Source organism: Flavobacterium rhamnosi, assembly GCF_048286515.1.
Taxonomy (GTDB): Bacteria; Bacteroidota; Bacteroidia; order Flavobacteriales; family Flavobacteriaceae; genus Flavobacterium.
The window spans coordinates 24,959-33,856 of sequence record NZ_JBLVPS010000034.1; the positions used below are offsets into that span (position 1 = coordinate 24,959).

Consider the following 8,898-nt stretch of genomic DNA (forward strand, 5'->3'; position numbering starts at 1 on the left):
AATTAAGATGAATAAATTTAAAATTTTCAGTGTTGCTTTAGTGGCTTCGGTAAGCGTAAGCCAGGCTCAAGATTTAAATCAGGCAAAAAAAGCAATTGACGCAGAGCAATTTGAAAGCGCAAAATCGATTTTAAAATCGGTAATGAATACTAAACCATCTGGAAGAGCCGCGTTTCTTTTGGGTAACGTGTATCTTACACAAAATGTAGCTGATAGCGCCAAAATCTTTTTTCAAAAAGGATTAAGTGCTGGCGACGGAGCTAAGCTTAATTATATTGGATTAGGTCAATTAGAGTTGGACAACGGTAATGTTGCAGCAGCGCAAACTAGTTTTGCGTTGGCGTCTAAAGATCTAAAGAAAAAAGACGTTGAGGAATTTGTTTATATTGGGAAAGCTTATATGGCTGCCAACAAACCTGACTATAAAAGTGCACTGTCTATTTTAAGTAGAGCGAAAATTGCTAATCCACAAGATGCGCAAGTTTTACTTGAACTGGGAAATGCTTTTTATGGTGATAAAAACCAGAATGAAGCTTACGTAGCGTATCGTGATGCTTTTACGGCTGATCCAACTTTGATTAGAGCGAAAATGCAATTGGGTGTTTTGCTAAAAGGAGCAAAAGCATATACAGAAGCGGTAAAAGCATATGATGCTGTAATCGCAACAAATGCAAGCTACGGACCGGTGTATCGTGAATTAGCGGAAACCTATTATTTATGGGGAAGAAATGAACCTGCTAAAGGTAAAGAGTACCTTCAAAAAGCATTGGGTTATTATGAGAAATACATGAGTTTAACAGATTATTCTTTGGCTTCTCGTATGCGTCATGCTGACTTTTTAATCCTAGCGGGTGACTATAAAGCATTAGAAGTTGAGGCTAATAAAATGAAAGAATTGGATAAAGTGAATCCTAGAATTTTACGTTATTTAGGTTTTGCTGCTTATGAAAATGGAAATGCTGATGTTGCAATTCAATCATTAGAAAGTTTTATTGCAAATCCTACAAATAAAGTACTTGCTGTAGATTATCAATATTTAGGTTTTTCTAAGATTCTAAAATCCATAGGTGCTGATGGTAAAACTGTAGATCCTACTCTTTTTAACAATGGTATTGCGGACATTAAGAAAGCGGTTGAAATGGAAATTACAATCACTAATAATCTAGCAGATCTTGGGAAGAAGTTGTACGAGCAAAAGTTATTCAAAGAAGCGGGTGCTATTTATGAAATTGCAACTACAAATAAAGAATCTAGAAATTATTTACTTGACAATTTTTACTTAGGAAACTCATTGTATTATGATAATACTAGAAAAGATGTCGTGAAACCAGATCCTATTGCATTACAAAAAGCTGATGTAGCTTTTGGAAATGTTATCGAAGCTTCTCCGGCTACTCAAGATGCTTACATTTTTAGAGCAAGAACTAATAGATTACTTGAAAAAGATGACATGATGGTGAAATATTATGAAGACTATATCAAAGTAGTTACGGAAAAAGGTGCTGAAGAATTAGAAAAAAAGGCAACAAAAGCTAAAGTTATAGAATCATATAATAACGTGGCTGCAAGTTACGCTAATACTGATAAAGCAAAAGCTAAAGAATATTTTAACAAAACACTTGCATTGGATCCAGCCAATACGTATGCAATTGAGTCATTGAAAACTTTAAAGTAAACAAAGTTTTTAAAACTAAAACCGATAGTCTCAAAAGGGCTATCGGTTTTTTTTTGCGCATAATATTTCGAATTATGGAAGGGTAATCATCCCTGTTATTCGCAAGGCTAATAGCTGTTATTTACAATTTTAGAAAAGCATTTTCCCAATATCAAATTAACTCATTTTCAAATTAACTATCTTTGCACTTTAAAATTAAAGAATGTTATCAAAAGAAATACAATTAGAAGTTAATAAAGGCGCTATGCTTCCGTTGATGGAGGAATTTTATACCATCCAAGGTGAAGGGTTTCATACGGGGACAGCTGCGTACTTTATTAGAATAGGCGGATGTGATGTGGGTTGCCATTGGTGTGATGTTAAAGAAAGCTGGAATGCAGAATTGCATCCTCCTACCGGAATTGATGTAATAGTTTCAAACGCAAGCAAGTACTCAGAAACTGTTGTGGTTACGGGCGGAGAACCTTTAATGTGGGATATGACTTTGTTAACGCAAAGGTTGAAAGAAAAAGGAAGGAAAGTGCATATTGAAACTTCTGGGGCATATCCACTGACGGGAATTTGGGATTGGATTTGTTTGTCTCCAAAGAAAAATAAACTACCAACTCAAACCGTTTACGATAATGCACATGAGCTGAAAGTAATTATTTATAATAAGCATGATTTTATTTTTGCCGAAGAGCAGGCGGAAAGAGTTAACGATAATGCGATTTTATTCCTTCAGCCGGAATGGAGTAAAAAAGAGGAAATGACTCCTTTAATTGTAGATTATGTAATGAACAATCCAAAATGGCGCGTTTCTTTACAGACACATAAATATTTGAACATCCCTTAAAACTTAAAATCCCAAACAGCTACTACAACGGATAGTCCCAAACCCGCTGTAGTAGCGGGAGCGGTCATTGCAGAGCGACACACAAACCGAGAAATAGATAAAAGACCTCAATGACAATTTGAACAATGAAAAAATATTTCTCAAAAACGCTAGTTTTTACTTTTCTGACAATAGTACTTTTTGGGACTGCCTGCAACGGACCTGTTAAAAAAGACTTACCAAAAGCAAAGGTAAGTGAATCAAACAAAATGTCTGTTGGACATCCAAAACTTATAAAAACCATAGGATCGCCTAAATATGGTAATGTTCAATGTGGTCTGCAGGACAAAGCCGGTAATCTTTGGTTCGGAACCACAGAAAATGGTCTTTATAAATATGACGGAAAATCGTTTACCCAATTTACAGTGACCAATGGGCTAAACAGTAATAATATTTATTCCATTGTGGAAGATAAGGATGGTAAAATTTGGATAGGTACTCCAGCGGGAGTTTGTCTTTACGATGGTAAAACATTTGCTAAAATCCAGATTCCTTTCCGAAAAAACCTGCCTCCCAACAAGTTTAGAAAAACGCATGATATATTCAGTATAATGCAGGACAAAAGTGGAAAACTATGGTTCGCAACAATTGATGGTGTTTATATTTACGATGGCAAATCCTTTACTCCTTTTATAGTTAATGAGGGCGCGGGTGGCTATTTGAACAGTAACAATAACGTGGAATATATTTTAGAAGATAAAGCAGGAAACATTTGGTTTGGTGGACGGGGTAATAAGGGTGTATTCCGTTACGATGGTAAATCTATAACCAATCTTAAACCAAATGGTGACAATTGGGCTTGGCCCGCTTTGCAAGACAAAAAAGGAAATATTTGGTTCAGCAATTGGAGCGGAGCTTATCGTTATGATGGAAAATCATTTACAAGTTTTACAAAAAGTGATGGCTTGCCAAGTGATGATTCGGTTATGCGAATTATAGAAGACAAAAACGGAAACCTTTGGTTTGGTGGGGGTGGTGGCATTTGCCGTTACGATGGAAAATCTTTCACTTGTTTTACAACAAAAGATGGATTAATCAATAACGGAATTTGGGCAATTTTGGAAGATAAAACTGGAAATCTTTGGGTGGGTACAAGAGAAACAGGTCTCTCCCTTTACAATGGAAAAACATTTGTTAATTATTCGGAATATAAACACTAGAGCCTGTGACAAACTAACAGGCAAAATTTGCAACAATAGACTAAAATCAACAAAAGCAACGAACCGCTACTATTTGCTGTTTGGAATTTTAAATTAATACATAGCTGACCGATGTGTCTTAGGAGCACTTAGATCTTCATATGATTTTCACTTCCAGATTGTTCCTAAGATCACCAATTTTTTTGTTTTTTCAATGCTGTAATATGTGCCAAGTGGTGGTTTCCATGCCAGGCATAAGTGCCAACTATTTCCTTTAATTGAAAGGCGGCGTTATGTTCCGGATGAATAAAGGATTTTTCTAAATCAGCTTCGGACAGACTGTTCATTAAATATGCTAAGCGAAAGTGCAAACCTTCCAATAAAGAAAGCGTTGGCTGGATGGGCATCGTTAAATTATCATGTAATTCTGCCCAACGATCTTCATGATAAAATTTTATTACAGGTTTGTTTTCTGTCAATGTCCATTTTATTCTCATGAAACAATTGATGTGACTGTCTGCGCAATGGTGAACTACTTGTCGAATTGTCCAGCCGTCTTGGCGGTATGGTGTGTCAAGCTGTTCCTCGGTTAAATGAATTACTTCTTTTTTCAATCGTTCCGGGAAACTTGCTATTTCTGCTATTTTGCTAGTGACGTATTCTCTTGAATAGATGTCCGGGGCAATAAATTTACCAATTGGATACCGTAATTTTTCCAGTGCTGAATTTTCCATACTATTAATTATTATCTGTTCTTTAAATTGAAAGTTTTGCTAAATAATCAAAATGTTCGCCTTCAAGAATCAACTCGCATTGAAATCCATTATCTAGAGCGGCATTTTGTAAAGTATTATAATCTATAAACATCCAGTCAAATGGTTTTTCCTTCTCGCCTTTATAGGAAATATTAAAAACAATTTCGCCATAATAGTTGTTTTGGGAAGGAATCCACTTTCCACCGTCCTGATCATCATCAAACATATATATTATATCGGAACTGTCCAAGAGAATTTGTCCGCCAGGATTTAATAATGCTTTTAATTTTAAAAGGAAATTTGGAATGTTTTTCAGTTTTCCGCACATTCCTGCTCCATTCATTAAGAGAAGTATGGTGTCGTATTTTTCATTTTCCAATGCCATTACATCCTGAACTTTTGCTTTTTTAAGCCCACGTAAGGTACAGGCTTGGATAGCATTTGTAGAAATGTCTATAGAAGTCACATCTAAATGACGGTCGTTTTGCAAAGACAGACTATGACTTCCTGCGCCACAACCCACATCTAGGATTTTGCCTTTGGCAAGTTGCAATGCTTTTTGTTCGATTTGTGGCATTTCATCATAAGAACGGAATAAATAGGCGACGCTCATTTCATCTTCTTCTGAAATAGTAGTTTCTGTAATTAAATCTTCTGGCGCATTATTGGTTTGAAAATCAAGTATGGCTTTACCGAAAAGGTCTTTCATTAGAGTTGTTGTGTTAATTTATTTATTTGTTGATTTGTTTTAAGTAATTTCGCGAAATGTTTTATCGAATAATCGAATAAACAAAGCTACGAATGAATACTATTTTAAACAATCTTCCTAAAGAAGCCAAAGATAAGCATATCGAAAACAAAAAGTATTTCGACAAGCTGAAAAAGAAGACACCAAAGAATTTGGACTACGTGATGCAGGATTTGCATGATACTGAATTCAAGAAAACGGATTGTTTGAAATGTGCTAATTGTTGCAAAACTACGGGTCCTTTATTTACCGATGCAGACATTGAGCGTGTTTCGAAATACCTGCGCCAAAAGCCACAACAATTTATCGAGCAATACCTCCGCATTGATGAAGACAGGGATTATGTATTGCAAAATGTGCCATGTACTTTTCTGGATACTGAAAATGCTTGTATGATATATGATGTCCGTCCAAAAGCATGCAGGGAATTCCCGCATACGGATCGAAAAAAATTTCAGCAAATAACAGATCTAACGTTGAAAAACGTAGCCATATGTCCGGCTGCTTTTAATATTGTGGAACAAATGAAGAAGAAATTGCCATTGTAAATTAATAGTAAGCGTTTCTTTCCTTGTTAGTAAATCAAATATTTTGATCTCAATTTCGTAAAATTTTCAAGTCCTTCCTTCCAGCTTTCTCTGATTTTTTTTTCTGGAATTCCTTTTTCTATTTGCTGTTGCAATTTCTTAGTTCCTGCAAGTTTAGAAAAAAACGGATTAAAGAATTTTGACTTGTCGGCAGTTGTTTCGTAGGCTTTTATGAGCCACTTTAATTCTAGTTGTGTGACTTCGGAATGTGTTGACAAATCTTCTCCATGACATTCTATGCCGTTATAGACGGGGTTTTGTGCTCCGAAATTTGGTTTAGGAGTAAATCGAAAAGTACTTTTCGGTAAATAGGGAGAGCCATAGATTTGAAATTGCTTTTCAGTTCCTCGTCCGACACTTACATTCGTGCCTTCAAAAAGACACAGACTCGCATAGAGATTAACTGCTTGATCATTCGGAAGATTCGGAGAGGGTTTCACCGGTAGGCTATACTTCTTTTTTCGGTTGTAATTAGTGCAAGGAATTACTGTTAATTTGCATTGTACGCCATTCTTTAGCCATTTCTGACCATTTATCATTTGTGCATATTCGCCGATTGTCATTCCATGAAGTAAAGGGATTGGATGCATGCCCACAAAACTTGTAAACTCTTTTTCTAAAATGGGCCCGTCAATAATCCCTCCGTTAGGATTGGGTCTGTCAAGAATAAGTAACGAAATGTTGTTTTCGGCGCAAGTCTCCATGATATAGTGTAAAGAAGAAATGTAGGTGTAAAATCGAGCGCCCACATCTTGCAGGTCGAAAACCAGTATGTCAATTCCGGCTAGCTGTTCGGCTTTTGGTTTTCTGTTATCCCCATATAATGAAATAATAGGCAGTCCAGTTTTGGGATCCTTTGCGTCAATAACATGTTCGCCTGCATCTGCAGTTCCTCGAAAACCGTGTTCCGGGGCAAATATTTTTTGAATAGCACTATTTTTTTTCAGTAGAAAATCCACCAAATGGATTTTATTGGAGAGGATGCCCGTCTGGTTGGTTACAATACCAATTTTCTTATCCTTTAGTAATGGAAGGTATTTGTCATAATTGTCGGCTCCGGTTTTTATTGCTGTTTCCGGATTGTTATAAATTGTTTTCAAAGCTGACTTTGTGTTTTCTCTCACATCTGTTTTTCGGGCATTACAGGAAGTCGAAATGATAGTTAAAAATATAAAAAAAAGCGATTTTTTGAGTAATGGTATCATACTATAGGTTCAAATAAAATTAATGCCAATTAGTGTAATTCGTGTTTTAGCTGTATTTTTGGCACAGGCGACGCAAATCGGCGAAGCAAATCCAAATTACAAATGCAATCAAATTGAATTTAGAGTATTTCATAGCCAAACGTCTTATAACTGCTAAAGATTATAAAAGTAGCATATCTGCGCCAATTATAAAAATTGCAATTTCGGCAATTGCAATTGGTATGATAATGATGATTGTTTCAGTAGCAACAGGAATCGGGCTACAACAAAAAATCCGTGAAAAAGTTTCTGCTTTCAATGGGCATATTATTATTTCGAATTACGACAATAATCAATCCGAAGTTACATTGGTGCCTATTTTAAAGAAGCAGGATTTTTATCCAAAGTTTACATCGGTTCCCGGAGTAAGTCACATTCAGGCTATCGCTAGTAAAGCCGGAATTATCAGAACTGAAACTGCTTTCGAGGGAATCATCTTCAAAGGAGTAGGCAATGATTATAAATGGGATAATATAAAGGAGTATCTTGTTTCAGGAAGATTGCCTGACCTTTCAAAAAAAGTAAATCAAGAAGTTTTGATATCGCAATTCCTTGCGAATAGGCTCAATCTAAAAGTTGGTGATTCTTTCAATACATTCTTTATTAAAGAAGATCAAAATCAAATGCCTAATATTCGGAGATTTAAAATCACAGGGGTTTTTAATTCGGGTTTTCAAGAGTTTGATGCTACCTATATAATAGGAGATATCCGCCACATGCAACGGATTAACAAATGGAGTCCGGACGAAGTAGGTGCTTTCGAAGTTTTTGTTGATGACTTTGATGCTATAGAATCAACGGGAGAGGAAGTCTATAAGCAAACGGCATCTACATTGGATACCAAAACTATCATCGAAAAATACAGTTATATATTCGAGTGGCTTCAATTATTCGATTTTAATATCGTTGTTATATTAATAGTGATGATACTTGTTGCTACAATTAATATGGTTGTTGCACTATTGGTGTTAATCCTTGAGCGAACCCAAATGATAGGAATACTAAAAGCATTAGGGGCCAATAACTGGTCTGTGAGAAAGATATTTCTCTATAATGCCTTTTACCTTATAGTAAGGGGGTTGTTCTGGGGGAATCTAATTGGGATCTCATTATTGCTTATTCAACAGCAGTTTGGTATAATTCAATTGAATCCTGAGAATTACTATGTCGATCAGGCGCCAGTCTACTTAAATTGGGGATACATACTTTTATTAAATCTGCTTACGGTGGTCGTTTGTTTCTTGGTTTTATTAATTCCTTCTTATATAATAACCAAAATATCACCAGTAAAGGCGATACGTTTTGATTAGAATGTCATTTGGACTTTCCTTATAGTATAAAAGAGGCAATTATCATAAAAGTATAGTTGCCTCTTTTTATATAAATGTGCGGGGCTGTGATGCTGCAGGTCCGTTAAAATTTGATTTCATTTCGTTTTATTGTGGTTTTTTAGTTTTTTTCTTTAGCACAGGGAATGTTTTGTTTTTTAAATTTGGCACTCTTAATTATAGGGTGTGGTATTTAAAGGGCAATGTGTATACGAATTTCCATTGAAGGGTATTAGTGGAGTAAAAAAAGGGAGGTTTTAAAAATCACGTTTACAGCAATTTAGATAAAAAGTTAAAAAAAAGCGTTTAAAAAGCTTGAATAACTGAATAAAGTAGCTACTTTTGCACCCGCAATGACGCAGACGTTCTTAATTATTTACTGAAAAGCCAATCGAAAATAAAACGTAAGTTTTATAAAAAAAAGGTTTGTCAGATTAAAAAGAAGTTGTACTTTTGCACCCGCTTCGAGAGACACACAATGTGGGTTAAACGAGACGAGAAACAAGATAAGAACACGTTCCTAGACATATTGAATTGACAGCCGTTTT

The 8,898-nt window shown here is 35.5% G+C and carries 8 protein-coding genes; 5 read left to right on the forward strand and 3 right to left on the reverse strand.

Features of this window, described 5'->3' with window-relative positions:
• The first annotated feature begins 7 nt into the window (after positions 1-7).
• The 3 genes from ACNQGN_RS17995 to ACNQGN_RS18005 all read left to right on the forward strand — a co-directional run bounded on the left by ACNQGN_RS17995 (position 8) and on the right by ACNQGN_RS18005 (position 3,709).
• On the forward strand, positions 8-1,675 hold the full coding sequence (locus tag ACNQGN_RS17995) for a tetratricopeptide repeat protein (protein WP_417989210.1): 1,668 nt from the start codon (positions 8-10) through the stop codon (positions 1,673-1,675).
• A gap of 202 nt (positions 1,676-1,877) precedes the next feature.
• A complete protein-coding gene (locus ACNQGN_RS18000; RefSeq protein ID WP_417989211.1) occupies positions 1,878-2,510 on the forward strand; it encodes a 7-carboxy-7-deazaguanine synthase QueE in 633 nt (210 codons plus the stop codon).
• Between the two features lie 125 nt (positions 2,511-2,635).
• On the forward strand, positions 2,636-3,709 hold the full coding sequence (locus ACNQGN_RS18005; protein WP_417989212.1) for a ligand-binding sensor domain-containing protein: 1,074 nt from the start codon (positions 2,636-2,638) through the stop codon (positions 3,707-3,709).
• Between the two features lie 170 nt (positions 3,710-3,879).
• Here ACNQGN_RS18005 and ACNQGN_RS18010 read toward each other — a convergent pair whose 3' ends face one another.
• Together ACNQGN_RS18010 and ACNQGN_RS18015 are read right to left on the reverse strand one after the other, a co-directional pair.
• Complete coding sequence (locus tag ACNQGN_RS18010; protein WP_417989213.1) at positions 3,880-4,422, reverse strand: YfiT family bacillithiol transferase; 543 nt, start codon at positions 4,420-4,422, stop codon at positions 3,880-3,882.
• 22 nt (positions 4,423-4,444) lie between these two features.
• Entirely contained in the window at positions 4,445-5,152 is a 708-nt protein-coding gene (locus ACNQGN_RS18015) for a class I SAM-dependent methyltransferase (RefSeq protein ID WP_417989214.1), read from the reverse strand.
• A gap of 92 nt (positions 5,153-5,244) precedes the next feature.
• Between ACNQGN_RS18015 and ACNQGN_RS18020 the strand changes: the two genes are divergently transcribed.
• Positions 5,245-5,739 carry a YkgJ family cysteine cluster protein gene (locus tag ACNQGN_RS18020; RefSeq protein WP_417989215.1) on the forward strand — a complete coding sequence of 165 codons (495 nt, stop codon included), beginning with the start codon at positions 5,245-5,247 and terminating at the stop codon, positions 5,737-5,739.
• A gap of 26 nt (positions 5,740-5,765) precedes the next feature.
• Here the strand turns inward: ACNQGN_RS18020 and ACNQGN_RS18025 are convergent, their stop codons facing one another.
• Entirely contained in the window at positions 5,766-6,983 is a 1,218-nt protein-coding gene (locus ACNQGN_RS18025; RefSeq protein WP_417989216.1) for an exo-beta-N-acetylmuramidase NamZ family protein, read from the reverse strand.
• Positions 6,984-7,096: 113 nt separating this feature from the next.
• Here ACNQGN_RS18025 and ACNQGN_RS18030 point away from each other — a divergent pair, with 113 nt between their 5' ends.
• A complete protein-coding gene (locus ACNQGN_RS18030) occupies positions 7,097-8,332 on the forward strand; it encodes an ABC transporter permease (RefSeq protein WP_417989217.1) in 1,236 nt (411 codons plus the stop codon).
• Positions 8,333-8,898 lie beyond the last annotated feature (566 nt).

Excerpts from the sequence above, each read along its gene's own strand:
- ACNQGN_RS18005 (WP_417989212.1), top strand. The coding sequence starts at position 2,636 with ATGAAAAAATATTTCTCAAAAACGCTAGTTTTTACTTTTCTGACAATA.
- ACNQGN_RS18000 (WP_417989211.1), top strand. The coding sequence starts at position 1,878 with ATGTTATCAAAAGAAATACAATTAGAAGTTAATAAAGGCGCTATGCTT.
- ACNQGN_RS18025 (WP_417989216.1), bottom strand. The coding sequence starts at position 6,983 with ATGATACCATTACTCAAAAAATCGCTTTTTTTTATATTTTTAACTATC.
- ACNQGN_RS18020 (WP_417989215.1), top strand. The coding sequence starts at position 5,245 with ATGAATACTATTTTAAACAATCTTCCTAAAGAAGCCAAAGATAAGCAT.
- ACNQGN_RS18015 (WP_417989214.1), bottom strand. The coding sequence starts at position 5,152 with ATGAAAGACCTTTTCGGTAAAGCCATACTTGATTTTCAAACCAATAAT.
- ACNQGN_RS17995 (WP_417989210.1), top strand. The coding sequence starts at position 8 with ATGAATAAATTTAAAATTTTCAGTGTTGCTTTAGTGGCTTCGGTAAGC.
- ACNQGN_RS18010 (WP_417989213.1), bottom strand. The coding sequence starts at position 4,422 with ATGGAAAATTCAGCACTGGAAAAATTACGGTATCCAATTGGTAAATTT.